This window comes from Salinivibrio sp. SS3, assembly GCF_001722105.1.
Taxonomy (GTDB): Bacteria; Pseudomonadota; Gammaproteobacteria; order Enterobacterales; family Vibrionaceae; genus Salinivibrio; species Salinivibrio kushneri.
Genome location: NZ_MEBQ01000007.1, coordinates 130275 through 155137 on the forward strand (window position 1 = coordinate 130275; position 24863 = coordinate 155137).

Sequence of the window (24863 nt, forward strand, 5' to 3'; positions counted from 1 at the left end):
ATGGTGCCCTCGATTTCTATGATTGGTGTGGCCGATTAATGCGCGGCCTTTAGTGCGTCCATGGCATCAACATACGGCAACTCAAAGCCTTCTGCGACCTCTTTGATGGTCACTTGACCGCCAATGACATTCAGACCATTACGTAGATGCGCATCTTCGACCAAGGCATCACGATAGCCTTTATTCGCCAGCTTAACGATATAAGGCAGTGTGGCGTTGTTCAGTGCGACAGTAGAGGTACGGGCTACCGCGCCAGGCATGTTGGCGACACAGTAGTGAACGACATCATCGACGATATAGGTGGGATCCGCATGAGTGGTCGCGTGTGAGGTCGCGAAACAGCCGCCTTGATCGATAGCCACATCCACAACTGCTGCGCCGGGCTTCATACGCTTAATGTGGTCTTCGTTAACCAGTTTGGGGGCGGCCGCACCTGGGATCAGTACTGCGCCCACGACTAGATCAGCGTTCAGCACATGCTGCTCTAGGGTTTCTTCTGTGGAGTAGACCACTTTGGCACGTCCTTGGAACTCTTCATCGAGGCGACGTAAGGTATCGACATTTTTGTCGAGAATCGTGACGTCAGCACGCAGACCAACGGCCATACGAGCGGCGTTCGAGCCGACAACACCACCGCCGAGTACCACGATTTTCGCAGGCTCAACCCCGGGCACACCGCTGAGCAACATGCCCGAACCGCCGTGTGATTTTTCTAGCGCTTGTGCACCTGCTTGAATAGACATGCGGCCGGCGACCTCAGACATAGGCGCAAGGAGTGGCAATCGACCTTTAGAATCTGTTACCGTTTCGTAGGCAATACAGATGGCTTTACTTTTAATTAAGTCTTCTGTTTGCGGAAAATCTGGTGCAAGATGCAAATAGGTGAACAAAATCTGTCCTTCGCGGAGCATCGCACGCTCAACGGCTTGTGGCTCTTTTACCTTGACGATCATTTCTGCTTTCGCAAAAACGTCAGCAGCAGTGGGAAGGATAGACGCGCCGGCGGCTTTATAGTCGTCGTCAGAGAAACCAATACCATTACCTGCGTTGGTCTCGATGTAAACAGAGTGGCCGTGAGAAATAAGCTCGCGAACACTCGCGGGTACCATACCAACGCGGTACTCATGGTTTTTGATTTCTTTTGGAACGCCAATGATCATGCTGTCACCTCGTGTTTATTCAGTGTTATCGGCTGGCTTTTTATTGATATTGTCAATTTTCAGGCTAGTATAAAGGCAATAAACCAGTATTTGATGCTAAAGATCATTTAGATGTTATTTAATTTGGTATATCTTTTTGCAAGGAAGTAACAAGGTGGAATAAAAAATGGTAGATACCAAAAAAAAGCCCTCCAAGGAATTGGACCGCATTGACCGCAACATCCTGAACGAGCTTCAAAAGGATGGGCGAGTCTCTAACGTTGAGTTATCAAAACGTGTTGGTCTTTCTCCTACCCCCTGTCTAGAACGTGTACGACGTCTTGAGCGTCAAGGTTATATCCTTGGCTATACAGCACTGCTTAACCCCCAGTATTTGGATGCATCACTGTTGGTGTTTGTCGAAATCACACTCAACCGCGGTGCGCCTGATGTGTTCGAGCAATTTAATAAAGCCGTGCAAACGCTTGAGGATATTCAAGAGTGCTCGTTAGTGTCAGGGGATTTTGACTACCTGCTTAAAACACGAGTAGCGGATATGTCAGCTTATCGCAAGTTATTGGGTGAAACCTTGCTGCGTTTACCCGGTGTGAATGACACTCGCACGTATGTGGTGATGGAAGAGGTGAAACAGAGTAATCATCTGGTTATCCATACCCGTTAGCCAGGTGATAAAATGGGGTGCGACGCACCACTTGTCGAGACTGAAGCCGAGCGTCATGCTCGGCTTATTTTTTGTGCGGATAGCACAAGATTGTGTGATATCTCGGTAAAGATTTGGCGTAGGCAGGCATCATGCCTGCCCTCACGGCATGAATGTGATAAAGTCAGGGCAACATAAGCAAGCCTCAGAGTAGGATGAGGAATGCGGTTCACGAACAGTATTAAACAGGTGATGATGGAGTTTTCTTTACGTCGGGAGCCCAAAGCGGCTCGTGCTAAAGCGCGTTTAGATGGCGTTCAGCGATTAAAAGAGTGTGGGTTTATTTTGGTACTCGCGGCAGCCGTGTTCACCATGGTCGCCCTATTGTCTTTTAATCCGGCCGACCCATCCTGGTCGCAAACTGCCTGGCATGGTGATGTCCACAATGCAGCAGGTGCCATGGGCGCGTGGCTCGCCGATAGTCTCTTCTTTTCGTTTGGTATCTTAGCGTATCCGCTGCCACCAGCGGCGATTCTCGGGGGGTGGGTGTTCTTGCGTCGCCGCAGCGACGATGAACCCATCAATTATACCATTATCGGCGCGCGTATCTTGGGACTGTTTATCCTGTTTTTAACCAGCTGTTCGTTGGCCGATTTGAATTTTGACGATTTTTGGCATTTTTCCTCTGGTGGTGTAATGGGGGATGTCACCAACAGTTTGGCGCTGCCGCTATTTAACGTATTAGGCACGACCTTGGTGATGCTGTTTGGCTGGGCGGCCGGCTTTACGCTCTTTACAGGCATTTCTTGGTTGACCATTGTTGATAATCTCGGTGCCATGACACTAAAAGGCGTCACCTGGGCGGTCAATCGGATTCGTGGTGACACGCCTACCGAGTTAGGCGTTCCAGACACCGACACACAGAGCACCGCAGCCAATGCGTCTGAGCCGATGGAGCTCAGTGACCTACGCCGCCTGACGCCGTCAGCGCCGGAGAAGGCGGAGAATTCCGCCAACGATGAGCAGGCACAGAACAAGGCAGCGTCGCCTATTATCTTTGGTGGACAAGCGCGTTCGGCAACAGACTCGGATGTTGCCGACGATCAGGGCGTTACCGATAGCGATGATGCGCAACCCGAGGAACCGTCATTGGGGCAGTGGCACCTTGCTATCGAGCACGAGGAGGAGCATGAAGAAGCTGCGCCTGTATCGTCTTCGCGCGTTGAGGTGGATACGCCACATCTTGATACTGGAACTGCTCCCTCTATTGAAACGGGCAAAGAGACACCATCTGATGATCTGCACAGTGCACCAATCGCACCGAGCCAGCATCACGCCGACACAACTTATGGCAATCAAGATGGGCTGTCCGAGCTTGAGCGTGCAGAACAAGCGAGCAGTGGCGCGGATGAGGATGACGACCCCTTCCAAGAAACCATTCGCCAAGCGCAAAAAAATCAGCAGCAGGCGGCTGGACTGGATCATCCGTTCCTAGTCAAAGATGAGCCGGATTTACCCACGCCGAAAGAACCTTTCCCGACCCTCGATCTGCTTGACCCCGCTCGCCATACCGCAGAGCAGGCGACGCGTGAAGAGCTCGAGAAGATTGCTCGCCTGGTCGAAGCACGACTGGAAGACTTTAAAGTTCAGGCGCGCGTAGTGGGCGTATATCCAGGCCCGGTGATCACCCGTTTTGAACTCGATCTTGCGCCTGGGGTTAAAGTTTCACGCATTTCTGGCTTATCTAAAGACTTGGCGCGCGCTTTGTCGACCACCGCAGTGCGTGTGGTCGAAGTGATTCCAGGAAAACCCTACATTGGCCTTGAGCTGCCTAATGAGCACCGGGAGACGGTGTTTATGTCCGAAGTGATTGGTAGTGAGCGGTTTAAGAGTAGCCACTCGCCGATTTCGGTAGTGCTGGGTAATGATATCGCGGGTGAGGCGATTATCACTGATTTGGGTAAAGCGCCACACATGCTGGTGGCCGGTACCACAGGCTCGGGTAAGTCGGTGGGCGTGAACGTGATGCTGGTAAGTATGTTGTATAAAGCCTCACCGGAAGATGTGCGCTTTATCATGATCGATCCGAAAATGCTCGAGCTTTCGGTATACGAGGGGATCCCACACCTGTTGACTGAGGTGGTGACTGACATGAAAGATGCGGGGAATGCCCTGCGTTGGTGTGTGGGTGAGATGGAACGTCGTTACAAGCTGATGTCGGCGCTTGGAGTACGGAACCTAAAAGGCTTTAACGAAAAAGTAAAAGCCGCGGAAGCCGCCAATAACCCCATTCCCGATCCGCTTTGGAAGCCAGGTGACTCGATGGATGAGTCAGCGCCTAAGCTGGAAAAGCTACCTTATATTGTGGTGGTCGTGGATGAATTCTCCGATCTGATGATGGTGGTGGGCAAAAAAGTGGAAGAGCTGATTGCGCGACTAGCACAAAAAGCGCGGGCAGCGGGGATTCATCTCGTGCTTGCCACCCAGCGTCCATCAGTGGATGTGATTACAGGCTTAATCAAAGCCAACATTCCAACGCGGATGGCGTTTACGGTATCGACGAAAACGGATTCACGCACCATTCTTGACCAAGGTGGCGCAGAGTCATTGTTAGGAATGGGTGATATGCTCTTTATGCCTAATGGCTCTAACCACCCCATCCGTGTACATGGCGCTTTTGTCAGTGATGAAGAGGTTCATCGCGTGGTGAACAACTGGAAAGCACGTGGTAAGCCACAGTACCTAGACGAAATAACCAAAGGGGAGCAAGGCTCTGATAGCTTGTTGCCGGGTGAAGCGCCCTCAGGCGGAGAGGGTGAGGAGCTGGACCAGCTTTTTGACCAAGTGGTTGAATTTGTCACCGAAAGCCGCCGAGGCTCTGTCTCTGGCGTCCAGCGCCGGTTTAAAATTGGCTACAACCGGGCGGCGCGGATTGTGGAACAACTGGAAGCACATGGTGTCGTAAGCTCACCAGGCCATAACGGTAATCGCGAAGTTATCGCGCCACCACCACCCAAAGATTGATCGAATGGAAGGTTTCATGACTCGACTCTCTGCTATCCGCCACCTAATGGTGGTGATGTCGCTATTTTTTGCATTATTGGTTCAGGCGAAAACGCCGGCGCAACAACACCTGATGGAACGCTTGAGTCAGGTTGACGCATTCAGTGCGCAGTTTTCGCAAACAGTGCACAGCCCAGAAGGAGAGGTGATTCATCAAGCAAAAGGACGGCTCGCCATTGAGCGGCCAAATTTGTTTAACTGGACCACAACCTCACCCGACGAAACTATCATGATTTCCGATGGCGAGACGCTCTGGTACTACAGCCCCTTTGTTGAGCAAGTGACGGCGATGTGGCTGGAGGATGCCACGGCACAGACGCCGTTTGTATTGCTAACGCGCAATCAGCCCAGTGATTGGCAGGCTTATCAAATCACCCAAGAGGCTGACACCTTTACCTTAACGCCAAAAACCACAGGCACGATTGGCGAATTTGAGGTCACGGTGAAGCCGGATGGTACCTTGACCGGTTTTACCGTGGTTGAGCAAGATGGGCAACAGAGCCAGTTTACGCTGAGCCAGTTTAGTCGACAAACACCGGCGTCGGACCTGTTTTCGTTTACGCCACCCGACTCAGTGATGGTCGACGATCAGCGCCAACCAAGATAATTGCCTCGGAGGTGACTGTGGCGACCTTACCGCTTGACTTTGCAGACGATTTTCGCCCACTGGCCGCACGTATGCGGCCACTCACGCTTGACCAGTACATCGGGCAGCGCCATCTTCTCGCCGAGGGTAAACCGCTTCGCCGGGCGATTGAGTCGGGCTCCCTCCATTCGATGATTTTCTGGGGGCCTCCGGGGACCGGTAAAACCACGCTCGCCGATATAGCCGCGCGCCAAGCCAACGCAGAGCTGGAACAGATCTCGGCCGTGACGTCTGGCGTCAAAGAGATCCGAGAGGCGATTGGGCGCGCAGAGCAAAACAAGCAAGCCGGTATTCGTACCGTTCTGTTTGTGGATGAAGTGCACCGCTTTAATAAAAGCCAGCAGGATGCGTTTTTGCCCCATGTGGAAGCGGGGACGGTGACGTTTATTGGTGCCACCACGGAAAATCCCTCGTTCGAACTTAATAACGCCTTGCTATCGCGTGCCCGTGTGTACCGCCTAACCAGCCTTGATGAGAGCGATTTGGAAGCGGTGATTGATCAAGCACTCGCCGACGCGCAGCGAGGGCTCGGTAAGCAGTCTTTAGCCTTTGATAACGGCGTGAAAGCAGCATTAACGGCAGCATGCAGTGGTGATGCACGTATGGCGTTAAACCTATTGGAAATGTTGGCAGACATGGCCGATGGCCAAATCACGATGTCGATGCTTAAGGACGTGGCCGGTGAAAAAGTGGCGCAATTCGATAAACAAGGTGATGCGTGGTATGACTTGATTTCTGCGTTTCACAAATCGGTACGTGGCTCGAGCCCCGACGGGGCATTGTATTGGTACGCACGGATTGTCAGCGCAGGGGGCGATCCGCTCTATGTCGCCAGGCGACTACTTGCGATTGCGTCTGAGGATGTCGGTAATGCCGATCCGCGCGCGATGCAGGTCGCGCTTAACGCCTGGGACTGCTTTACCCGCGTGGGGCCGGCAGAGGGTGAGCGCGCCATTGCTCAAGCCGCGGTGTATTTGGCCAGTGCGCCTAAAAGTAACGCGGTTTATACCGCGTGGAAACAAGCCTTGCGTGATGCCAAAGACACCGCTAATGCGCCTGTTCCTATGCACCTTCGTAATGCACCAACGGCATTGATGGAGCAAATGGGACACGGAGACGGCTATCGCTATGCCCACGATGAGCCCAATGCCTATGCCGCGGGAGAGCGCTATCTCCCCCCGGAGCTTGGCGAGGCGCGTTACTATCAGCCCGTCAATCGTGGGCTAGAAATTAAAATCGCCGAAAAGCTCGCCTTTCTCGCAGAGCAGGATATAAAAAGCCCGCAAAAGCGCTAGGCAAGTTTACCCTTTTTGGGTAAGGTTTAACTTCGTCAATTTACAGTCAATAACCCGAAAGCACAGGATTAGCATGCTGGATTCCAAATTACTTCGAACTGAGCTGGAACAAACCGCTCAACAACTCGCTCGTCGTGGCTTTACGCTTGATGTTGACGCTATGCGTGAACTCGAGGAACAACGTAAATCCCTGCAAATTCGCACCGAACAACTGCAAGCAGAGCGTAATTCCCGATCGAAGTCCATTGGCCAGGCTAAAGCAAAGGGTGAAGACATCGCACCATTGCTCGAAGAAGTGGCAAACCTGGGTGATGAATTGGATGCGGCGAAAACAGAGCTCGCGGCGCTCCAGCAAAAAGTGAATGATGTCGTGATGGGCGTGCCTAACTTACCGGCCGAAGAAGTGCCCAGTGGCAAAGACGAGTCTGAAAACCAGGAAATTTCTCGCTGGGGCGAGCCCCGTCAATTTGAGTTCGAGGTTAAAGATCACGTCGACCTCGGCGAACTCACCGGTGGTCTTGATTTTGCCAGTGCGGTGAAACTGTCAGGCTCTCGCTTTATCGTGATGAAAGGGCAAATGGCGCGTATGCATCGTGCGCTCACGCAATTTATGCTCGACTTGCACACCAACGAGCACGGTTACACCGAAATGTACGTACCGTATCTGGTTAATGCGGACAGCCTCTATGGCACCGGTCAGCTGCCTAAATTCGGTGAAGATTTGTTCCATACCCAGCCGGCGACGGAAGAAGGGATTGGCATGTCTTTGATCCCAACCGCGGAAGTGCCGCTGACCAACATGGTACGTGATGAAATCATCGATGAAGCGGATCTTCCGCTGTGCATGACCGCACACACCCCTTGCTTCCGCTCAGAAGCAGGTTCATACGGGCGTGATACGCGCGGCCTTATCCGTATGCACCAGTTCGATAAAGTTGAGTTGGTGAAGGTGGTTAAGCCAGAAGACTCAATGGAAGCACTGGAGTCATTGACTGCGGATGCAGAAAAAGTATTGCAGTTGCTGAATCTGCCATATCGTAAGATGTTGCTCTGCACCGGCGACATGGGCTTTGGTGCGGCGAAAACCTACGATCTAGAAGTCTGGTTGCCCGCGCAAAATACTTATCGTGAGATTTCATCGTGCTCAAACACCATGGACTTCCAAGCTCGCCGTATGCAGGCACGTTTCCGTCGTAAAGGTGAGAAAAAACCTGAACTGTTGCACACCTTGAATGGTTCGGGCTTGGCGGTAGGCCGTACCTTGGTGGCTATTTTGGAAAACTACCAACAAGCGGATGGCCGTATTGAGATCCCTGAAGCACTTCGCCCTTATATGGGCGGGCAAACCCATATTGGGTAAGTGTCATCATGTTGCTATCAAGCCGGCCTTGCGCCGGCTTTTTAATGGCTTAGAGGTTGATCATTGATGGTGTGAGTCATTGATGGGAGAAAGCGTATTGAAAATATCATCCTTTGGTGCAGGAAAGCGCGCGAGCAGCGTCGCTAGAAAGGTATCGAGGGCATCAAGCATCACGGCGTTGACTTGCTGTGCCACCGCCAGACGGTGCGTGAGTGACAAGCTATGTACATCATCAAGCTGGGAGATAACCTGATTAACCTTATCGCTGAATGCCTCATCCAATTCAAGGTCGCGTAGCTGTACTAAGCGCTTGGTGAGTATTTGTTGTTGTAAACTGAGAGACTGATGTGCATTGGGCGTTGCGTTCTCCAATTGTATTGACGCGTAGGAAAAACGTTGGCGAGCCTGCAGCAGTTCTAACACCGCATACCAAATTTGTTGGTAAGCCGCGAGGGTGTGGTCTTCACCATAGGCAATCAACACTGGCGGGATGGCTTCATCCACCAAGTAAGCGAGGTGTTGCAATGCGCGGTTTTTCATCTTGGCCTGGGTCACATCATCGTATTGTGGCAAGGCGTGAAGGTGATGGAAAAAAAGCCGATACATTGGCTTTTGCGTATGCGGCGCCAAGTGATGTAACTGGCGTGTTTGATCCAGCAATCGATGATAGTCATGCGGATCGACGCGCGGTTGGGTCGCGAGGTAGCGAGCATGCTGAAGTAATGCACGTAACTCATGCAGTTGATGTAATCGCCAATCCGGGCGTTGACGATACACGATAACCGCCACCACGCTAGCAATCCCGAGTGCTAAAATCCCTATCATGACTAACCACCCCATATGCTCTCCTTGCTATGGCTCGCGTGTCTCTCTGAAGGAGCATGAAGCATGCCAAAACTGAGAGATTAATCACGCCTTGTATGGCCTTGATCGGGGTCTGATGGTGGGCATTTTACGCACCGTGTTAGGGAGTGATTGCCCTCTTGTAGTGCAGGGCGCGGAGAATTGGCACCTATTGGACAAAAAAAGAGCCCGGCTGGGCTCTTTATTCTCTGCTTGTGCAAATTGACGAGGCAGGGAGATTACATGACACGCATACCTGGCTGGGCCCCCTCATGAGGCTCTAGGATCCAAATCTCTTTCCCACCAGGGCCGGCCGCTAAAATCATGCCTTCTGACATGCCAAACTTCATCTTACGGGGTTTTAGATTGGCGACCATCACAGTGTGCTTGCCCACCAGATCTTCCGGTTTGTAGGCCGATTTGATCCCAGCGAAAACCTGACGTGTTTCACCGCCAATATCGAGCTTGAATTTGAGCAGTTTATCTGCTTTTGGCACGGCTTCGCACTCAAGGATCTTGGCAACACGGAGATCCACTTTAGCAAAGTCACCAAATTCAATTTCATCCGCGAGGGGGTCATCAGCCAAAGGCCCTTGCGCTTTGGCTTTTTCCGCCTCTTCGGTCGCAACATCTTCTTTGCTATCAGCAATCATGGCATCGACGGCTTTCGGATCAATCCGGTTAAATAGCGCCTTGAACTTGGTGATCTGATGGCCAGTGAGTGGAGTGGCAATGCTTTCCCACGTGAGGGTGTCGTTTAAAAAGCCTTCCGCCCGTTCGGCCAGTTTTGGCATCACGGGTTTTAGATAAGTCATCAACACTCGGAATAAGTTAATACCCACTGAGCAAATAGCCTGTAGCTCAGCCTCTTTCCCTTCCTCTTTGGCGATGACCCAAGGGGCTTTCTCATCGACGTACTGGTTGGCCTTATCGGCCAGCGCAATGATCTCACGAATGGCGCGATTGAATTCACGGGCCTCATAGAGCTCGCCAATGTGCTCGGCTTTATCGATAAAGGATTGATATAGCTCAGGCTCAGAGCAAACGGTTGATAGCTGACCGTCAAAGCGTTTGCTGATGAAACCCGCGTTGCGAGAGGCTAAGTTGACCACTTTGTTGACAATGTCGGTATTCACGCGCTGGATGAAGTCATCCAAGCTTAAATCGAGATCATCAATACGGCTGTTGAGTTTGGCGGCGTAGTAGTAACGCAGGCACTCAGGGTCAAGGTGTTTTAAGTAAGTGCTTGCTTTAATGAATGTCCCTTTCGACTTGGACATTTTCGCGCCATTGACGGTGACATAACCGTGCACAAAGACGTTGTTTGGCTTGCGGAAACCGGCACCGTCGAGCATGGCGGGCCAGAACAAACTATGGAAATAAACAATGTCTTTGCCAATAAAGTGATAAAGCTCGGCATCGCTGTTGGCTTTCCAATACTCATCAAAGTCGATGTCGCCGCGCTTGTCACAGTAGTTTTTAAATGACCCCATATAACCAATCGGCGCATCGAGCCAAACGTAGAAAAACTTGCCAGGCTGATCAGGGATCTCGAAACCAAAGTAGGGCGCATCGCGGGAAATATCCCACTGCTGCAGGCCGGTTTCAAACCACTCATTCATCTTGTTAGCAATCTCACTTTGCAGTGAGCCGGATTTCGTCCACTCATTGAGCATTTGTTCAAATTGTGGCAAATCGAAGAAGAAGTGCTCAGAGTCACGCATCACGGGCGTCGCGCCGCTCACCGCTGAACGAGGGTTAATCAGCTCTGCCGGGGTATAGGTTTCACCACAGTTATCACAGTTGTCACCGTACTGATCGTCGGCGTGACATTTTGGACACTCGCCTTTGACAAAGCGATCCGGCAAGAACATTTCTTTTTCCGGATCAAACAGTTGAGAAATAGTTCGACTAGTGATGTAACCGTTATCGCGTAGCTGGGTATAGATAAACGAGGCGAGTTCGCGGTTTTCATCACTGTGGGTGCTGTGATAATTATCGAAGCTGATATCAAAGCCATCAAAGTCGGCTTGGTGCTCTTGTTGCACGCCAGCGATCATGGCTTCTGGCTCGACACCCATTTGCTGTGCTTTCAACATAATGGGGGTACCGTGGGCATCGTCGGCACAAATAAAGTGAGTCGTGTTGCCACGTAGGCGCTGATAGCGCACCCATACGTCTGCTTGAATATGCTCGAGCATGTGGCCCAAATGAATCGAGCCGTTCGCATAAGGCAGCGCACAGGTCACCAGAATTTTCCGTGGGGTTGCAGCCATAATCTTGTTTGTTCGCTCTTATGATATGAATGGAATGATTGCGGAAATCTTACCTGATACGATATGCCTTGCCTAGTGCAGGCCGTGAGTGAGGCGGTTTATCCGTTAAACGTTGCCAATCCGGCCTAATATATTTTAATCAATGGGATGGTGATGCATGTTATTTGGTTCTAAAAAGAAAAAAGCACAAAAACAAAAACAAGACACGGCCGCCCCGCTGACCAATGTGGACGACGCAGTGAGTCTATTGAATCAGTTTTCACACTCGCGCTTGGTGGAGCAGTGGGCAAGCCAACCACAGTGGGTGAGCGCGAGTGGAGACGGCTTTAAGGTGACATTCCCATTTGCAGCGGCGTCAGTGATGCAGGCGCTCGATGAGTGGCTCAGTGCCCAGTCGACGTCATTGGCGCAGCAGTTTCAACTGACACAGAGAGTGGCGCCGATAAAAAGTGGTGACAAAGCGCCCGTCAAAGGGGTGAAAAACCTGTTAGTGGTGAGTTCGGCCAAAGGCGGCGTGGGTAAATCGACGACGGCGGTCAATTTGGCACTGGCCCTGCACGCCGAAGGGGCATCGGTGGGCATTGTCGATGCGGATGTGTATGGTCCATCGCTGCCGATAATGCTCGGCGCTAAAGACAGCGAGCCACAAACTCATGATGGCAAACTGATGGAGCCTGTGAGGCGTCATGGCATTGCCTCTAATTCAATTGGTTACCTGGTGCCCGCCGATAACGCCACCGTGTGGCGTGGGCCGATGGCATCGAAAGCCTTTGCTCAATTGATCAATGAAACCCGCTGGCCTGAACTTGATTATTTGGTGGTTGATATGCCGCCAGGCACGGGCGACATTCAGCTTAGTTTGGCGCAACAGTTTCCGGTGACGGGGGCGATGGTGGTCACCACACCACAGGATCTCGCACTGGCTGATGCGATTAAAGGCGTGGCGATGTTTGAGAAAGTACAGGTGCCGGTTCTCGGGGTAATAGAAAACATGAGCTACCATATTTGTTCGCAATGCGGCCATCATGAAGCGATTTTCGGTACCGGTGGTGCGGAGAAAATGGCCCGTGAACAAGGGGTGCCGGTCTTGGCACAAGTACCGCTTCATGTCGCCATTCGTGAGGACATAGACGCAGGCACACCGAGTATGGTGGCGCGCCCCGACAGTGAGCACGCTGCGGTTTATCGCCAAATGGCAGCCACCGTCGCCAGTCAGCTTTACTGGCAAGGGGAAACGCGCCCTGAACAAATAAGCGTACAAACGGTGTCGCCCTGATTGAGCAACGGGCAGCTGTAGCAGGCTTAAAGCGACGGATGCGTCAGGGAAGCGTGATTTTCTCTGGCGCCAGCGGCTTCAACTCCCTATAATCAGGCGGTTTATGTAGATTCCGCCAAGCTTCCTCTGGGTATTCATATTATGAGTGACAACAACCACCAATGCGTTATTATCGGCATAGCAGGTGCCTCTGCTTCCGGTAAAAGCCTGATCGCTAGCACGATTTATAAGGAATTAAAGGAAAAAGTCGGCGATCATCAAATCGGCGTGATCACGGAAGACAGATATTACCGCGATCAGAGCCATCTCAGCATGGAAGAGCGCGTACAAACCAACTATGACCATCCACAAGCGCTAGACCATAACTTGCTTTGCGAGCACTTAGAAAGCCTCGCGGCCGGTCAGTCTGTCGATGTGCCTGTGTACAGCTACTCAGAGCATACCCGTATGGATGAAACCACCACCATGACGCCCAAAAAGGTGATCATTTTGGAAGGGATCCTGTTACTGACCGACCCACGTCTGCGCAATCTTATCCATGCCAGCGTCTTTATGGATACCCCCCTTGATATTTGCTTATTGCGTCGCATGAAACGTGATGTGGCTGAACGCGGCCGCACCATGGACTCTGTGATGGAGCAATATCAGAAGACGGTCCGCCCTATGTTTATGCAGTTTATTGAGCCGTCAAAGCAATATGCCGACATTATCGTGCCACGCGGAGGGAAAAACCGCATTGCGATTGATGTATTAAAAGCGCATATCGCGCGATTACTGAAAGCCTGATTGACGTATGATGGCTTAACGGATCACCACTCCCTGCTTTTGTATGCAGAGGATAACGAGCTAAGTGAATGCGGTACGTGAGTGTATCGCTCCATCTATTAACCGTGAGGACTATCCGATGCGACTATGCGACAGGCATATCAAAGAACACCTTGATGATGGCCGCATCAAAATTGAGCCGCGTCCGGCAGAGGCGTCGATTTCTGGTGTGACGGCGGATGTGACGTTGGGCAATCAATTCCGTGTCTTTAATGATCACGGGGCGGCATTTATCGATCTATCTGGCCCGAAAGAAGAGGTTAATGCCCAGCTTGAACGTGTGATGAGTGATGAAATTGAGATTGCTGATGGTGAGGCATTTTATCTTCACCCAGGCCAGCTCGCGCTCGCTGTCACGCATGAAGCAGTGACCCTACCGGACGATATCGTCGGCTGGCTTGATGGCCGTTCATCGTTAGCACGTTTAGGGCTGATGGTGCATGTAACCGCGCACCGGATAGACCCGGGCTGGTCGGGCCGTATTGTCCTCGAGTTCTATAACAATGGTCGTTTGCCTTTGGCGCTACGACCCGGTATGCCGATTGGTGCGTTAAGCTTTGAGCCTATGTCGGGCGCGGCTGATAAGCCGTATAACAAACGCGATAACGCAAAATACAAAAATCAGCAAGGGGCCGTCGCCTCTCGCATTAGCCAAGACAAGGTTTAACGATTGTAATGCGCCTACGGGCGCATTTTTTCTAACGGGGAACCCGATCGTGAAATCATGGTCGATAAGGCGAGTCTCTATCGCGAGTGGTATCGCCTGTTACGCACAAGGAGCATCTTGCAATGATAAAAAAAATCGCCCTTACTCTTGTTGTTTTGGTGGTGGTTGTCATCGGTGGCATCGCCGCTGTGCTCGCGACTATTAACCCTAACCAGTTTAAGCCATTGTTGGTCGAGCAAGTTAAAAAGCAGACAGGCTATGACATGGTCATCGGTGGCGATATTGCTTGGCAGTTTTGGCCAAGTTTGGGGTTTTCAGTCGAGGATGTCGCGATAAAAAATCGCCCCGGCTTTGATGAACCCGATCTGATGCGCTTATCTCAAGCACGCCTGTCTGTCGATGTGTTGCCTTTGATGTCGCAAACCTTGCAGGTCGGCGAAATAATATTGCAAGACCCTCATGTTTTTATTCAAACCCTGAGTAATGGGGAGAGCAACCTCACCACGACATCACAGGCCGCAGCGCCTCAAACAGAGCCGACACCAGAATCAGACTCATCCTCTGAGACGACGAGCACTGAGGCAAAGACGTGGAATGTATCGTTACAAGGGCTCAGTGTGGCTAACGCGAGTGTGGTCGTCAAAGATGATCAAGCGGGCACCATGACGGCGCTGCGCGATGTGGATCTTGAGGTGGGCAATCTGGCGACGGATGTGTGGACGCCGCTATCACTGTCGTTGCGCGGCGAGCAAAATGACGCCCGCTTTGCGGTGGAAGGTCAAGGCGAGTTGAAATTGGCCAGTGACGTGATACAAAGCCAGTTGCGCAAACTGGCGTTGACGCTTTCGGCAGAGCAAGGTGATATGGCGATTGAACAAGCCAATATTACCCTTGATAGTTTTTCGCTGGGCCAGACGGCGAAATTAGGCTTCAATGTGAATGCGCAAACGGCTGACATCGACATTGAAAGCTCAGGTAAAGCCCAGGTGACTATCGCAAAAACGCAAGATAAGGTCACTGTTCAGGGGTTAGACATGCTCACGACACTGTCCGGCGAGCCTATTCCCCACTCGTCTCTTAGCCAAGCGCTAGCCGCGGATATTGTGTTTGACATCAACCAGCAAACGGTGACGGTCAGTGAATTGACCAGCCGGTTGAACGACGATGATGTTGTGGTGGATGGTAAAGTGGCGGTCAAGTTGACTGAGATCCCCCAAGTGCGCTTTGCGTTGAATACCAACCATATCAACCTCGATACGCTGCTACCGACAGACGCAGCGCCTAGTCAGTCCGCAAAAGCAAGTGAGTCTGGCGCTAATGCACCATCCAGCTCCAACAAACAAGCTGCGCCCCTGAGCAAAGAAGAGCCTGATCTGAGTGTGTTGAAGACGCTAGATATTGCCGGCTCATTGGCGATGAAAGGGCTGACCGTGAGTAATGTTACCTTGGGAAAAACGCGTGCGACAGTTGCCATCGACCGTGGCAAGGTCGACGTGTCCGAGCTGACCACACAAGCCTATGAAGGCAGCGTGGTTGTGCAAGGGATGCTAGATGCCACACAAACCCCTGCGCGCTATCAGGTGAGTGAAAAAGCGCGTGGGATCCAAGTGCTTCCTTTACTGGAAGATGCCGCTGAGGTCGACTTATTAGAAGGTAAGGGGAACCTTGATATCAATGTACAAGGCAAAGGCTTGTCACCGTATGCATTGCGTCAAGCGATTCAAGGCAGTGTCGCTATTTTCTTCGAAGATGGTGCGATAAATGGCATTAACTTGGCGCAGATGCTCAGAGAGGCGAAAGCAACCCTAAAAGGCGAGTCGGCAGCGGCCGCCAAAGAAGTACGTAAAACGGACTTTAGCGCACTCACGGCAAGTTTTACCCTAGGTAACGGCATGGCACGCACCACCGACTTACTGTTGGAAGCGCCGGCGCTTCGGGTACGTAGTGACGGACAAACCGATCTGCTGAAAGAGACACTCGATTTTGACGTCTATACCTCGGTGGTCGAGACCAGTAAAGGCCAGGGCGGTAAAGATATTGATGAACTGCGTGATGTGACCATCCCAGTGACGGTAGCTGGTACTTGGCAATCGCCGAGCTATAAATTAGATATTAAGCAGTTACTCAGCAGTAATAAAGCGTTAGAAGAGAAAGCACGCAAAGAGGCGCAACGAGGGCTGAAAAAGCTACTGGGTGATAAAGCGGATGACGATAAGGTCAAAGAGACGGCAGATAAACTCCTTAATTTATTTCAGTGATCGGCGCATCACTCATCAGGCTATCTAATGCAAAGTCATTAAAGGACGCTTTATGGATTCTGTCACGCAAGCCGCGTTAGGCGCAACGGTCGCGGGTTTGGTTGCGGGTAAACGCTGCTCACCGAAAGTGCTGCTGGCGGGCGCGGCCTTGGGGACCTTACCGGATCTGGATGTATTGATAGATTATGGCGATCCGGTGGCGAACACTGTGAACCACCGAGGTTTCAGCCACTCGCTGTTCGTACTGCCTTGGGTTGGCGCGCTCATTGCTTGGTGCTGGTGGCGCTGGCAGCGTCAGTGGCCACTGTGGCAATTGATGGTGCTGGTCATCGCGGTGCTTGTCACCCATCCATTGCTTGATGCCATGACGGTATATGGCACCAAGCTATTCTGGCCGCTTGATGTGCCATCAGTAGCGGTGGCAAGTTTATTTATTATCGATCCCCTGTATACGTTGCCCCTACTGGTTGCGCTCATCAGCGCGCTGGTATGGCGCCATCTTGGGGCCAGGATGTGTGGTGTTGGGTTGATGGTCTCGAGTCTTTATTTGGCCAGTTCTGTGTATCAGCTCCATCAAATAGAAAACCGGGTTGCCGAGCAAACACAAGGAACCTTGCTGGAAGGCCAGCCGTTGATCATTATGCCAACGCCGTTTAACACTTTACTGTGGCGTGTGGTCGTCAGTGGCGAAGATCAATACTGGGAGGGGCTGGCCTCACGACTTGATGCCAACCCGTCAATTGATTGGGTCACGCAGCCTCTGGGAGAGTGGCCGCTGGCAAACTCTGATACCCTCAGCGCTCTACGGACGTTTTCACGTAATTTTATTCGCTTTGAAAACCGAAACGGGCAGCAGGTCGTCACCGACTTACGCTTCGGGGTGGCCGCCTATCAGCCGTTTCAGTTTTTACTGGCAGAGCAAAAGATGAATGGGGAGTGGGCGCCGGTCGCGCCTCAACAACTCGAGCCTGGCCCTTTGCCTGAGACCGCGCTCCCTGCGTTGTGGCAACGCTTGTTGGGCGATCAGTCCATCGATGCCAAACTCTGTCGGCAATCGTGTCAAGCGCATGATACGTCTGTTGATACGCTATCCTCTACAGCGGTACCGACCAGCGGCACCTCAAAGCAATGAGCGTGCCTCTGCACGCTCATTATTGTCTTGTAGGCTCTCGATAACGCCTACCAGTCAATACCCTGGCGAGCTTTAACACCCGCATCAAAGGCGTGTTTAACATTACGAACCTCAGACACGGTATCCGCCATTTCAACGAGACGACGATGCGCACCGCGACCCGTGATTAACACCGATTGCTCACTGGGGCGTTGGCTAATCGTAGCGATGACATCGTCTAGATCAATATAGCCATAGGTGATCATATAGGTGATTTCGTCCAGGACGACCAAATCGTAACCAGGATCGCTGAGCATGGTTTTGCATGCTGACCAGATTTTTTGTGCGGCTTGGGTGTCGGCCGTTTTATCTTGGGTATCCCAGGTAAACCCTGTACTCATCACATGAAAGTCCACGCCATGCTGACTGAGTAAGTCTCGCTCACCGCATGCCCAGGTTCCCTTGATATACTGCGCCACCCCGCATTTGAAGCCATGGCCTGCGGCGCGTGCGACGGTGCCAAACGCGGAGGTGGATTTGCCTTTGCCGTTGCCAGTAATAATAAGAAATAGCCCTTTTTCTTGTTGTGCGGCGTCAATCCGAGCATCGACTTTTTCTTTCAGTTTTTGCTGGCGCTGTTGATGACTGTGTTCTGACATGTGATTTCCAACCTTTGGTTAACTTAGGTCTATAGTAAAGGGACGATAGGTTGGATGCCAACGTTGACACGCGGTGCGCAAACAAACAGTTCCAACCAATAGGGCGTTTTATACAAACGCTAGAGCAGGCGGGTGTCGATGACTGGTCGCAAGTGTATGGTGGTGCGCCGTATGCGTTTACCGTATTTGGTTCGGAGAGTTACCGTGAAAAAGCTGATAAAAAGTCCTGGCAGGCGTTTAAAACGTTTTTGACGTATCGGATGGAATAGTGATACGAGGAGAAAGAGATGATTCGTCATGTATTGCTTGTTCGTTTTACCGCTAACGCGCGCGATGATCAGATCCAAGCATTGAAAGATAAATTTGAATCAATGCCTAGTGTCATTGATGGCGTTGGGTCGGTCGAATGGGGAGAAAACAACAGCCCAGAAGATAAAGACCAAGGTTACACGCATGTGATTGTGATGACGTTTCGTGATGGTGCTGCGCGGGAGCGCTATTTACCGCATCCTGAGCATGAAGCTCTAAAAGCGATATTTCGTCCTATCCTGGAAGACATTATCGTTGTGGATTATTCCGTGCCTGCATAGGCGCTGATAGGCGGCCCTATCACCGAGTATTACCTGCCTCACTATAGGCAGCGTTTATCCTTACTGGTAAGCTGAAAGCCTAGCCATAAGGAGGTTTAACGCTGATGACAACTGATAATCAAAGGCCCAGTGTTTTGGTGGTGTGCTTGGGCAACATCTGTCGTTCGCCCACCGCTGAAGCCGTATTACGTGCTCGCGCACAGGCGCGAGGCTTGGCAGTCGATATTGATTCAGCGGGCACGGCAGGTTATCACCAGGGTAATCCGCCTGATACACGTAGCCAAGCGGCGGGGCAGGCGAGAGGCTACTCGTTTGAAGGTATTCGCGCGCGCCAGGTTGGCCCAGCTGACTTTGGCTGTCATGACATGATTCTGGCAGCCGATGAGAGCAATCTGGCTGACTTGCAAGCGCAATGCCCACCCGAGTACCAAGGCAAACTGTCTTTATTTCTCCACTGGGGGGAGCATACCGATGGGCCGATCCCCGACCCTTATTATGGTGGCCCGGACGGCTTTGAGCGGGTGTTAGACTTGCTTGAACAAGCGGCAGATGGGGTGCTGGATCATATTGAAGCGCATCTTTTGCCGCGCTCGTTGAGAGAGTCCGCGTCTAGGGGATGAACGCAAGAGCAGGAGAAGAATAAACAAACGGCGCATATCAACGCGCCGTTTGTTTTAAGCCTACGTAAGCTGATTTACCATTTCTTTTTCGGCGCAAACAACTCGTCCAGATCACTTCTTTCTTCTTCTTGTTCCGACTGGAGTTTCTCATGACCCGTATTCAGTGTTTGGGTGATATCACTATGCATTTGCTCTAAATGCTTTTTCATCTCTTGCGAGTAATCATCGGTTTTGGGCGAGACCACATCAATCGCTTTTTTCAATAACTGCTGAGCGGTGCCCATTTGCCCTTTTTGCTTGGCGTCATTGGCACGCTTAATCACGTTCTCAATATTGATTTTAAGCTGCATCTGCTCCAAGCGCGCGTTCTCAGCCACAAACGCCTGTGTTGCCAGTCGTCCCTTTGAATGCTCCGCTTTCACCACCGAGCGCAGACGTTTTACTAACTTGAGCATCGAAATCGCTTGTCGATCGTTATCTGGCACTTTAAAAGAGGTGGACTCGCGGTTTGAATAGCTTTGTTTGATTTGATCGATTTGCGCTTGAGTGGCACTAATACGTTGCTTGATGGATTTATCGGAATCATCAATCTCGTACATGGCTTTCAAGGAATCTAGGATCTTCTTATTCAAGCAAACCAACAAGGTCCCGCTATAAGGCAGGTTATGCGCATTACCAATAAGCTCTTCGGTGGCGTCAATCACTGCAATGTGCTTTGCCATCTCTTGGCGCTTGTGAGATTCAATTTGCTTACGTTGTTGAGCCAATATGTTGTAGCCGACAATCAGGCCGAGCAATATGACACAAAGGCCAGCTATCAAGGCAATATTCATAATTCAGCGTCGATGTTCCTTGTAATAAACTCAACGGGTTAAGATACACGATCTCAACCGACAGAGATAGCATCAATCAAGGATGGAGGCAGTATGAGTGATCCGCCTCTAACTCTGCACATAACATCCGATTCGCATGCGCTGCTAATAGTGTGGCCCATAATCGTGCACTTGGCGATAAACGTATCGGAATAATCAAATTTTAGCGGTCGAGTCATATCACGTTTGTTCACCAAGTTGCTTAGTGAATGTGCAATCGCTAACGTTTATATAACCAAAGCCTATTAAATAGTCTAATTTGGGTATATAAATAATCTATCAGAACCCAATGCTGTCACTTAACCCATGAGGCTCGCGCGTCTGCACTATGAAACTACAACAGCTTAGATATATCGTTGAGGTCGTCAACCACAACCTAAATGTGTCTGCGACCGCAGAGAGTTTGTATACCTCTCAGCCTGGGATCAGTAAACAAGTTCGATTACTAGAAGACGAACTCGGCGTGCAAATATTTGAGCGCAGTGGCAAACACCTGACCCAAGTTACCCCTGCTGGTGAGGCCATTGTGGAAATCTCTCAAAGCATCTTGTCTCGGGTTGAAAGCATTAAAGCGGTGGCGAGTGAACATACGCACCCAGAAATGGGAAACCTCAATATTTCCACCACCCACACACAAGCCCGTTATGCACTACCGGATGTGATTCAAGCCTTTACCAAGCGGTACCCGAAAGTCTCTTTGCATATGCATCAGGGGACGCCAACGCAGATCTCCAGCTCGGTCGCCAAAGGCACATCAGACTTTGCTATCGCGACCGAAGCTTTCCACCTCTATGAAGACTTGGTCATGCTGCCGTGTTACCACTGGAATCGTTCGATTATCGTCACGCCTGATCACCCGCTGGCACAGAAAAAAGACAATATTACCATCGAGGACTTAGCGGCCTATTCGCTCGTGACGTATGTCTTTGGTTTTACCGGGCGCTCAGAGTTGGATGAGGCGTTCCACCGGGCTAATCTCACCCCCAAGATTGTATTTACCGCTACAGACGCGGACGTGATCAAAACCTATGTGAAGTTGGGGCTAGGGGTGGGGGTTATTGCCAGTATGGCGATGGATAGCCAAGCTGATTCAGATCTCGTCGCCATTGACGCCAGCCATATTTTTGGTGCCAGCACGACCAAAATTGGGTTTCGTAAAGGCACCTTCCTTCGCAGCTATATGTATGACTTTATTGAACGCTTTGCCCCACACCTGACGCGCAATCTGATAGATCAAGCGGTGGCTCTACGTTCAAACGAAGAAATTGATGGCATGTTTAAGGACATTCCGCTGCCAATTCGTTAAACTGCACGAGTATGACAAGGCTGCGTCAAGCAGCCTTTTTTGATCACGCTTTATTCAAGTCTTGATAGCCGCCATGTCTTCCGTCTCTTTTCAGCAACAGTTCAAGCAATTAACCCAACTTCTTACCCAGTTCCAATGGTTATGGCAACCAATGCCAATGGCACATAGACGTTTACCATGGCAGGAAGAAGACGCATTATGCGCTTGGCTGGCAAGCTTGGACTATTCCCAGGTTACAGCGCTAAAGGCCGCACCTGACGCCGTGATTACCCAGCTGTCGAGTTGGTGGCCTGCGTTGGCGTCGTTGACCGAACTCACCGCTGTGCCTAAGGCGAGTACGACCAAGCTTGGGGTGGATCCGCGGTTGGCGGTAGGGGTCCCGGGAAGAAAGTGGGCGCAAATCGAGGCATACATCGGTGCAGTTCCCACTCACGGGGAGACGGTACGTTACCTTGAGTGGTGTGCCGGAAAAGGGTATCTCGGGCGTGCCATGTCATCGGTGACCGCTAAGCCGGTTGAGAGTATTGAATGGCAAAAGGCGCTTTGCGATCAAGGACAAGCGTTTGCGCTGCGCAACGCCCTCGCGATGCGATTTTATCCCTTAGATGCCATGGGCGCGGAGGCTGCCGCTGTGATGGCCGGTTGTGACCACGGGTTAGCGTTACATGCCTGCGGCGACTTGCATGTACAACTCCTGCAAAAAGCGGTGACGTGTGGCATGTCGCGCCTATCCGTCTCGCCGTGTTGCTATCACCTTATTCGTGAGGAGACTTATCAGCCGCTCTCGGATGTCGCGCAGGGAACGGGAATACGGTTGAAAAAAGCCGACCTTAAACTTGCCGTCCAAGAATCGGTGACCGGCGGACAGCGCGTTCGTCGCCAACGGGAACAGGAAGTAATTTATCGCTTAGGTTTTGATGAATGGCAGCGGGACTGGCAAAACCAAGATCAATACTTGCCATTACCGGCACTGAAAAAATCACAACTTCACCAAGGGTTTGCTGCATTTTGTCGCTGGGGGGCGGCACAAAAAGGGCTTACGTTCCCCGCTAACTTCGATGCGGATGGCTATTTGCGCCGTGGAGAAGCCCGTTTTGCCATCCTCGAACAAATCAACGTCGTTAAGAGTGCTTTTCGCCGAGCAATGGAAATATGGCTGGTGTTGGATAGGGTGTTATACCTTGAGCAACATGGGTACTCGGTGAGTCTGATACAGTTTTGTGAGCGTGAATTGACGCCACGCAACCTGTTGATTCATGCCGAAAAGAACAATGCGTCCAGCAGTCCAGCACGCCTTTGACGTGTTACTCCTGGTGGACAAGTGTCGATCAGGCGATTACCCGTAAAAGCTCGCTCAAGACTGGGTAAATCGTTACACTCGGGTTACCTATCTTTACCTGAAGTTACTTTTTATGCCTGATATCGGCGTCTCCATGGCGGTGGCCATGATCTTGGGGCTTGGCTGTTTTGTGCAAAGCTTGGTTGGGTTTGGCATGGCGATTGTGGCCGCGCCACTGTTGCTGATGATTGATCCCAAACTCGTCCCGACCACCATTTCTATGGTAGGGCTGACATTGGCGAGTATTAATGCTTGGCAATATCGGCATCAACTCTCATTTCGTGATCTTAGTTGGGCTTACTTAGGCCGTGTGCCGGGGACTGCTGTCGCTGGGGGCGTGATGTTAGTCGTCACAACACAAATGCTGGAAATTATCATCGGGGCAGCCGTCTTAATCGCAGTATTGGCGAGTGTGATGCGCTTTGACATTGCCCCTAATCGACGAAACTTTTTTGTCGCCGGTTTTACCTCTGGAGTGATGGGCACCACCACCAGTATTGGTGGCCCGCCAATGGCTCTTGTATTGCAACATGCGGATGTCAATAAGATGCGCGCATGCTTGGCGGGGTACTTTGCGATTAGCTGCATCTTGTCTTTGATCGCCTTAAGCGCCACGGACTTTCTGACATGGTGGCACTTAAAGCAAGCGGCATTTGCGGTGCCTGCCGTACTGGTGGCGACATGGCTTGCTTATCGCGTCGCACCAAAGGTGAAACCGCAGCTCGTCCGTCGGGCAATGTTGCTACTCTGTACCTTAGCTGGAGTCAGTACGCTGGTACGCGGCTTGATGGGTGGCTAGAAAAAATAAAAAAATGACGCCCAGTCAGTGGGGCGTCATTGAATCATTGGATGGTTAGCGAGCGATGATCAGCCAATAAACTGTGCCACTACAACGCTTATGCCTCCCACCATTGCCAAGCTAAGGCCAAGGTTCCCACCAATCACCTGATAATGCTCATCTGTTGAGACGGTTTGACGTGCTTTACGCACCATCAGCACAGGTAACACCACCGCAAGAATCACCAGAGCGATCGCCGCGTAACCTAACGCTGTGATAAATCCCTGAGGGTAGAAAAGTGCGAATACCAAAGGCGGTAAGTAGGTTATAGCGGCGGTTTGCAAGCGGCCACGTATGCTATCTTGGCGGTTAAAACTGTCCGAGATAAAGTCAAACAAGCCTAAACTGACACCAAGAAATGACGTGGCTAAGGCTAAATCAGCAAACAGCGAAATGCTGGAGGCGATATAATCTTGCTGCACCACCGATTGGATGATGGCAACAAACTGAGACAGCTCGCCGTTTTGAACTAAGGTAGATTGTGCAACGGTGCCTAAGCTCGCGACTTGCCAAAAAATATAGAGGGCAAGTGGCAGGGTGGAGCCGACGATCATCACTTTGCGTAGGGAAGGGAGATCTATCCCGACATAACGCACAATCGAGGGGATACTGCCGTGGAAGCCAAAAGAGGTGAAAATAACGGGCAATGCAGCGACCAAGAGCCCTTTTTCGACTGGCATCTCTACTAAGTTAATGCTGGATACGTGTGGGGTGAGTAAGGTTAACGCTAAAATCAGGAATAAGACTTTAACGGTAAATAAACCACGGTTGATTAAATCCACTTTACTCGTCCCTAGCGTCACCACTAAGCCAAACACGAGGGTGAACAATACCGCACCGGCTGCTGGCGGTAGCTCGATCGCTGACCACTGGGCCAGCTTCTCATTAAGCTGACTCCCCCCGCCCGCAATGTAGGCGGCGCATAGGGAATAGAACAAGAATAACATGGCGAATGAGGCAAGCCACTTCCCCTTATCCCCTAAAAACTGTTTGGCCAGACTGTGTAGTGTGGCATCCGCGTCAGCGTACTGATGGACTTCTAGCATTAATAGCGCGGTATAGGTCATCAACGCCCACATCGCCCCCATTAATGCCATCGACGCTCCAAATCCAATACCGGCAGAGGCAAGCGGTAGAGCAAGCATACCTGCGCCAATCGTGGTCCCTGCGATAATCAGCGAACTTCCTAGTACTTTATTCATATTATGTTTAACCAGTG

The 24863-nt window shown here is 51.4% G+C and carries 22 protein-coding genes; 16 read left to right on the forward strand and 6 right to left on the reverse strand.

The window, feature by feature from the left end; genetic code table 11:
* Positions 1-35 precede the first annotated feature (35 nt).
* Positions 36-1160 (reverse strand): alanine dehydrogenase, encoded by a 1125-nt coding sequence (gene ald, locus BGL48_RS03985; RefSeq protein ID WP_069361442.1) that lies wholly within the window; start codon positions 1158-1160, stop codon positions 36-38.
* A gap of 166 nt (positions 1161-1326) precedes the next feature.
* Between ald and lrp the strand changes: the two genes are divergently transcribed.
* The 5 genes from lrp (at position 1327) to serS (ending at position 8164) form a co-directional block, all read left to right on the forward strand.
* Positions 1327-1821 carry a leucine-responsive transcriptional regulator Lrp gene (lrp, locus tag BGL48_RS03990; protein WP_046073519.1) on the forward strand — a complete coding sequence of 165 codons (495 nt, stop codon included), beginning with the start codon at positions 1327-1329 and terminating at the stop codon, positions 1819-1821.
* A gap of 234 nt (positions 1822-2055) precedes the next feature.
* On the forward strand, positions 2056-4824 hold the full coding sequence (locus BGL48_RS03995) for a DNA translocase FtsK (RefSeq protein ID WP_069361501.1): 2769 nt from the start codon (positions 2056-2058) through the stop codon (positions 4822-4824).
* Between the two features lie 46 nt (positions 4825-4870).
* The gene (lolA, locus tag BGL48_RS04000) at positions 4871-5470 is read left to right on the forward strand and encodes an outer membrane lipoprotein chaperone LolA (RefSeq protein ID WP_069361502.1); all 600 of its coding nucleotides are present in this window, start codon (positions 4871-4873) and stop codon (positions 5468-5470) included.
* 11 nt (positions 5471-5481) lie between these two features.
* Positions 5482-6804 carry a replication-associated recombination protein A gene (locus BGL48_RS04005; protein ID WP_369801937.1) on the forward strand — a complete coding sequence of 441 codons (1323 nt, stop codon included), beginning with the start codon at positions 5482-5484 and terminating at the stop codon, positions 6802-6804.
* Positions 6805-6877: 73 nt separating this feature from the next.
* Complete coding sequence (gene serS, locus BGL48_RS04010) at positions 6878-8164, forward strand: serine--tRNA ligase (protein ID WP_069361444.1); 1287 nt, start codon at positions 6878-6880, stop codon at positions 8162-8164.
* A 60-nt stretch (positions 8165-8224) separates the two neighbouring features.
* Here serS and BGL48_RS04015 read toward each other — a convergent pair whose 3' ends face one another.
* Positions 8225-9004, reverse strand: a complete 780-nt coding sequence (locus BGL48_RS04015) for a hypothetical protein (protein WP_069361445.1) — start codon at positions 9002-9004, stop codon at positions 8225-8227.
* A gap of 242 nt (positions 9005-9246) precedes the next feature.
* Entirely contained in the window at positions 9247-11283 is a 2037-nt protein-coding gene (gene metG, locus BGL48_RS04020; RefSeq protein ID WP_069361446.1) for a methionine--tRNA ligase, read from the reverse strand.
* A 157-nt stretch (positions 11284-11440) separates the two neighbouring features.
* Between metG and apbC the strand changes: the two genes are divergently transcribed.
* The 5 genes from apbC to BGL48_RS04045 all read left to right on the forward strand — a co-directional run bounded on the left by apbC (position 11441) and on the right by BGL48_RS04045 (position 17441).
* Positions 11441-12559: an iron-sulfur cluster carrier protein ApbC gene (gene apbC, locus BGL48_RS04025; RefSeq protein ID WP_083238419.1), complete on the forward strand. Its 1119-nt coding sequence runs from the start codon at positions 11441-11443 to the stop codon at positions 12557-12559.
* A 141-nt stretch (positions 12560-12700) separates the two neighbouring features.
* A complete protein-coding gene (gene udk, locus BGL48_RS04030; RefSeq protein ID WP_069361447.1) occupies positions 12701-13345 on the forward strand; it encodes a uridine kinase in 645 nt (214 codons plus the stop codon).
* Positions 13346-13463: 118 nt separating this feature from the next.
* Positions 13464-14051, forward strand: a complete 588-nt coding sequence (gene dcd, locus BGL48_RS04035; RefSeq protein ID WP_046073840.1) for a dCTP deaminase — start codon at positions 13464-13466, stop codon at positions 14049-14051.
* Between the two features lie 122 nt (positions 14052-14173).
* Entirely contained in the window at positions 14174-16309 is a 2136-nt protein-coding gene (locus BGL48_RS04040) for an AsmA family protein (RefSeq protein ID WP_083238422.1), read from the forward strand.
* Positions 16310-16361: 52 nt separating this feature from the next.
* Positions 16362-17441 carry a metal-dependent hydrolase gene (locus BGL48_RS04045; protein WP_069361448.1) on the forward strand — a complete coding sequence of 360 codons (1080 nt, stop codon included), beginning with the start codon at positions 16362-16364 and terminating at the stop codon, positions 17439-17441.
* A gap of 47 nt (positions 17442-17488) precedes the next feature.
* On the opposite strand, the gene cobO is transcribed toward BGL48_RS04045, so the two are convergent.
* Positions 17489-18079 (reverse strand): cob(I)yrinic acid a,c-diamide adenosyltransferase, encoded by a 591-nt coding sequence (gene cobO / locus BGL48_RS04050; protein ID WP_069361449.1) that lies wholly within the window; start codon positions 18077-18079, stop codon positions 17489-17491.
* 50 nt (positions 18080-18129) lie between these two features.
* On the opposite strand from cobO, the gene BGL48_RS16335 reads away from it, so the two are divergent.
* The 3 genes from BGL48_RS16335 to BGL48_RS04065 all read left to right on the forward strand — a co-directional run bounded on the left by BGL48_RS16335 (position 18130) and on the right by BGL48_RS04065 (position 19289).
* Entirely contained in the window at positions 18130-18348 is a 219-nt protein-coding gene (locus BGL48_RS16335) for a dienelactone hydrolase family protein (RefSeq protein ID WP_069361450.1), read from the forward strand.
* Positions 18349-18366: 18 nt separating this feature from the next.
* A complete protein-coding gene (locus BGL48_RS04060; protein WP_069361451.1) occupies positions 18367-18669 on the forward strand; it encodes a Dabb family protein in 303 nt (100 codons plus the stop codon).
* Positions 18670-18773: 104 nt separating this feature from the next.
* Positions 18774-19289 carry a low molecular weight protein-tyrosine-phosphatase gene (locus tag BGL48_RS04065; RefSeq protein WP_069361452.1) on the forward strand — a complete coding sequence of 172 codons (516 nt, stop codon included), beginning with the start codon at positions 18774-18776 and terminating at the stop codon, positions 19287-19289.
* Between the two features lie 74 nt (positions 19290-19363).
* Here the strand turns inward: BGL48_RS04065 and BGL48_RS04070 are convergent, their stop codons facing one another.
* Complete coding sequence (locus tag BGL48_RS04070) at positions 19364-20122, reverse strand: DNA repair protein (RefSeq protein ID WP_069361453.1); 759 nt, start codon at positions 20120-20122, stop codon at positions 19364-19366.
* Between the two features lie 367 nt (positions 20123-20489).
* On the opposite strand from BGL48_RS04070, the gene cysB reads away from it, so the two are divergent.
* The 3 genes from cysB (at position 20490) to BGL48_RS04085 (ending at position 23605) form a co-directional block, all read left to right on the forward strand.
* Positions 20490-21467, forward strand: coding sequence for an HTH-type transcriptional regulator CysB (gene cysB, locus BGL48_RS04075; protein ID WP_069361454.1), 978 nt, complete (start codon positions 20490-20492; stop codon positions 21465-21467).
* Between the two features lie 73 nt (positions 21468-21540).
* On the forward strand, positions 21541-22767 hold the full coding sequence (locus BGL48_RS04080) for a methyltransferase (RefSeq protein ID WP_069361455.1): 1227 nt from the start codon (positions 21541-21543) through the stop codon (positions 22765-22767).
* A gap of 112 nt (positions 22768-22879) precedes the next feature.
* On the forward strand, positions 22880-23605 hold the full coding sequence (locus tag BGL48_RS04085; RefSeq protein ID WP_100297945.1) for a sulfite exporter TauE/SafE family protein: 726 nt from the start codon (positions 22880-22882) through the stop codon (positions 23603-23605).
* Between the two features lie 68 nt (positions 23606-23673).
* On the opposite strand, the gene tyrP is transcribed toward BGL48_RS04085, so the two are convergent.
* Positions 23674-24846 (reverse strand): tyrosine transporter TyrP, encoded by a 1173-nt coding sequence (gene tyrP, locus BGL48_RS04090; protein ID WP_069361457.1) that lies wholly within the window; start codon positions 24844-24846, stop codon positions 23674-23676.
* Positions 24847-24863: the final 17 nt, after the last annotated feature.

What these genes read in the sequence shown, in the direction of transcription:
- ald (WP_069361442.1), bottom strand. Translation starts at nt 1,160, where the DNA reads ATGATCATTGGCGTTCCAAAAGAAATCAAAAACCATGAGTACCGCGTT.
- lrp (WP_046073519.1), top strand. Translation starts at nt 1,327, where the DNA reads ATGGTAGATACCAAAAAAAAGCCCTCCAAGGAATTGGACCGCATTGAC.
- BGL48_RS03995 (WP_069361501.1), top strand. Translation starts at nt 2,056, where the DNA reads ATGGAGTTTTCTTTACGTCGGGAGCCCAAAGCGGCTCGTGCTAAAGCG.
- lolA (WP_069361502.1), top strand. Translation starts at nt 4,871, where the DNA reads ATGGTGGTGATGTCGCTATTTTTTGCATTATTGGTTCAGGCGAAAACG.
- serS (WP_069361444.1), top strand. Translation starts at nt 6,878, where the DNA reads ATGCTGGATTCCAAATTACTTCGAACTGAGCTGGAACAAACCGCTCAA.
- BGL48_RS04015 (WP_069361445.1), bottom strand. Translation starts at nt 9,004, where the DNA reads ATGGGGTGGTTAGTCATGATAGGGATTTTAGCACTCGGGATTGCTAGC.
- metG (WP_069361446.1), bottom strand. Translation starts at nt 11,283, where the DNA reads ATGGCTGCAACCCCACGGAAAATTCTGGTGACCTGTGCGCTGCCTTAT.
- apbC (WP_083238419.1), top strand. Translation starts at nt 11,441, where the DNA reads ATGTTATTTGGTTCTAAAAAGAAAAAAGCACAAAAACAAAAACAAGAC.
- udk (WP_069361447.1), top strand. Translation starts at nt 12,701, where the DNA reads ATGAGTGACAACAACCACCAATGCGTTATTATCGGCATAGCAGGTGCC.
- dcd (WP_046073840.1), top strand. Translation starts at nt 13,464, where the DNA reads ATGCGACTATGCGACAGGCATATCAAAGAACACCTTGATGATGGCCGC.
- BGL48_RS04040 (WP_083238422.1), top strand. Translation starts at nt 14,174, where the DNA reads ATGATAAAAAAAATCGCCCTTACTCTTGTTGTTTTGGTGGTGGTTGTC.
- BGL48_RS04045 (WP_069361448.1), top strand. Translation starts at nt 16,362, where the DNA reads ATGGATTCTGTCACGCAAGCCGCGTTAGGCGCAACGGTCGCGGGTTTG.
- cobO (WP_069361449.1), bottom strand. Translation starts at nt 18,079, where the DNA reads ATGTCAGAACACAGTCATCAACAGCGCCAGCAAAAACTGAAAGAAAAA.
- BGL48_RS04060 (WP_069361451.1), top strand. Translation starts at nt 18,367, where the DNA reads ATGATTCGTCATGTATTGCTTGTTCGTTTTACCGCTAACGCGCGCGAT.
- BGL48_RS04065 (WP_069361452.1), top strand. Translation starts at nt 18,774, where the DNA reads ATGACAACTGATAATCAAAGGCCCAGTGTTTTGGTGGTGTGCTTGGGC.
- BGL48_RS04070 (WP_069361453.1), bottom strand. Translation starts at nt 20,122, where the DNA reads ATGAATATTGCCTTGATAGCTGGCCTTTGTGTCATATTGCTCGGCCTG.
- cysB (WP_069361454.1), top strand. Translation starts at nt 20,490, where the DNA reads ATGAAACTACAACAGCTTAGATATATCGTTGAGGTCGTCAACCACAAC.
- BGL48_RS04080 (WP_069361455.1), top strand. Translation starts at nt 21,541, where the DNA reads ATGTCTTCCGTCTCTTTTCAGCAACAGTTCAAGCAATTAACCCAACTT.
- BGL48_RS04085 (WP_100297945.1), top strand. Translation starts at nt 22,880, where the DNA reads ATGCCTGATATCGGCGTCTCCATGGCGGTGGCCATGATCTTGGGGCTT.
- tyrP (WP_069361457.1), bottom strand. Translation starts at nt 24,846, where the DNA reads ATGAATAAAGTACTAGGAAGTTCGCTGATTATCGCAGGGACCACGATT.